This window comes from Nocardioides dubius (genome assembly GCF_039528155.1).
Classification (GTDB): Bacteria; Actinomycetota; Actinomycetes; order Propionibacteriales; family Nocardioidaceae; genus Nocardioides; species Nocardioides dubius.
In genome coordinates, this window is the sequence record NZ_BAAALG010000017.1 from 136,582 (window position 1) to 138,683 (window position 2,102).

Below are 2,102 nucleotides of genomic sequence, written 5' to 3' on the forward strand. Positions count from 1 at the left end.
CGGGGTTGGCGTATCACCAGCTGCATCGCGCCGGGCCGCGCGGAGGGTGGCGGGCGCCGTTGGGCGTCCTCTTCCTCGGCTCCACCTGGCTGACCGCGGGCCTGATCCTCTCCTTCGCCGTCGGAGCGGTGCACCTGGCCTACCTCTACGCCACCGGCGCCGACGACCCGATCGACCGGATGGAAGAGGTGATGAGCCTCGACAGGCTGACGCCGGTCGGGCTCGCCTACCTGGCGCTGTCGTTGGCCGTGCTGATCCCGCTGGCGTTCGCCGCCCAGCGGATGCTGCACGGCCTGCGGCCCGGCACGCTGAGCTCGGTGATGGCGCGGCTGCGCTGGCGCTACCTCATTGCCTGCATGGGCCTGGCCGTGATCGCCCTCTTCGCCACCCTCGCGGTGAGCGCATTGGTGCCCGCCGACACCGCAGGCGACGTCGGCACCTCGCTGGCGCCGTTCACCACCACCAGCGTCTGGTTCCTGGTGGTGATCGCGCTGCTGGTGCCGTTGCAGGCGGCAGGGGAGGAGTACGCATTCCGTGGCTACCTCACCCAGGCCTTCGGCGGCCTCTTCCCGCGTCGCCGCGAGCAGTTGGCGATGTGGGTGGCGGTGCTCGGCCCGGCACTGCTCTTCGCGCTCATGCACGGACTCAGCCAGGACTGGCCGATCTTCTTCGACCGGTTCGCCTTCGGTGTCGTCGCCGGCATCCTGGTGGTGCGCACCGGTGGCCTCGAGGCAGCGATCGCGATGCACGTGCTGAACAACTGGTTCGCGTTCACCCTCGCCCTCGTCTTCGGCGAGATGGACACCGTGCTGACCCCGTCCGGCGGCAGCTGGTGGAGCATCCCGGTGACCCTCACCCAGTCGCTGGTCTACCTCGCTCTGGCCCTCTGGCTGGCGCGACGGATGGGCCTCGAATCCCGTTCAGGTGGGGGCGTTTTGGTGGCCAAGGGTGCCCACGTGTAATGTTTCATCTCGGTCCGAGAGGACTGCAACACCTTGGGATATGGTGTAATTGGCAGCACGACTGATTCTGGTTCAGTTAGTCAAGGTTCGAGTCCTTGTATCCCAGCGAATGAGGCGCCTCGCACGAGGCACCTAGTTCATGCCCCGGTCGTCTAGCGGCCTAGGACGTCGCCCTCTCACGGCGGTAGCGAGGGTTCAAATCCCTTCCGGGGTACCACCTCGAACTCCCTCAGTCTTCTGGGGGAGTTCGGTGCATTTCGCCCCGTGTGACGTGTCTGGGCGCACATCGCCGATGTGGGCGCTCGATTCGCGCTGGCGCCGCATGTCCTGTAAAGTTCTTCTCGTTCGCGGCCCTGCCGAGAACATGCCCCGGTCGTCTAGCGGCCTAGGACGTCGCCCTCTCACGGCGGTAGCGAGGGTTCAAATCCCTTCCGGGGTACCAACGAAGAAGCTCCCGGCTCACTCAGGTGGCCGGGAGCTTTCTCGTTCTCTGCTCCTTCATTTCGGGCAGGTCCGCCGAGCGCGACAGGCGTAGCGTCGTCGGTGAGCCGAGGAGGCGCGATGGCCAACCGTGCGAACTTCCTGCATGATCCCGAGCCCGACCTCGAGGCGCGGGCCATCTTCGCCGAGGACGTCGAGTCGTGGGGGTTCGTGATGAACCTGTCGCTGCTCTGGTCCCACCAACCCCGGGCCCTGGAAGGCCTGCTCGCCCTGGCCCGGCAGGTCGCCACGGACGGCGGACTCACGCCCCGGCAGCGCTACCTGATCGTGCTGGCCGGCTCGGCGGCCCGCGAGAGCAGCTACTGCGTGCTGGCCTGGCAGCGGAAGCTCCCCGGGCTCCTCGAGCCGCCCACGGTGGCCGGCGTGGTGGCCGGCGACCCCGGTGCGCCGGGGCTCGACGACGCGGAGTGTGCCCTGGTCGGATGGGTGCGCCGGGTCGTGCAGTCGCCCGCGACCACCGGGCCGGGCGACGTCGAGGCGTTGCGCGTGGCCGGCTACAGCGAGCGGGAGATCTTCGCGATCACCGTCTTCGCGGCGTTGCGGATGGCGTTCTCCACGGTCAACGACGCGCTCGGGGCTGAGCCGGACGAGGAGCTGCGGGAAGGGTGAGGGCGCGGGTGCCGCGAACCACGAGCGACC

At 68.6% G+C, this 2,102-nt stretch carries 2 protein-coding genes and 3 tRNA genes; all 5 read left to right on the plus strand.

Features of this window, described 5'->3' with window-relative positions; translation table 11 throughout:
• Positions 1-962: CPBP family intramembrane glutamic endopeptidase (locus ABD151_RS20510; protein WP_343996720.1), on the plus strand; the 962-nt coding region annotated here is incomplete at its 5' end.
• Between the two features lie 34 nt (positions 963-996).
• Positions 997-1,068, plus strand: a tRNA-Gln gene (locus ABD151_RS20515).
• A gap of 35 nt (positions 1,069-1,103) precedes the next feature.
• Positions 1,104-1,179: transfer RNA gene (locus ABD151_RS20520), tRNA-Glu, on the plus strand.
• A gap of 149 nt (positions 1,180-1,328) precedes the next feature.
• A tRNA-Glu gene (locus ABD151_RS20525) sits at positions 1,329-1,404 on the plus strand.
• Positions 1,405-1,523: 119 nt separating this feature from the next.
• Positions 1,524-2,072: a carboxymuconolactone decarboxylase family protein gene (locus ABD151_RS20530; protein ID WP_343996721.1), complete on the plus strand. Its 549-nt coding sequence runs from the start codon at positions 1,524-1,526 to the stop codon at positions 2,070-2,072.
• The last annotated feature ends 30 nt before the right edge of the window (positions 2,073-2,102 follow it).

What these genes read in the sequence shown, in the direction of transcription:
- ABD151_RS20530 (WP_343996721.1), top strand. Translation starts at nt 1,524, where the DNA reads ATGGCCAACCGTGCGAACTTCCTGCATGATCCCGAGCCCGACCTCGAG.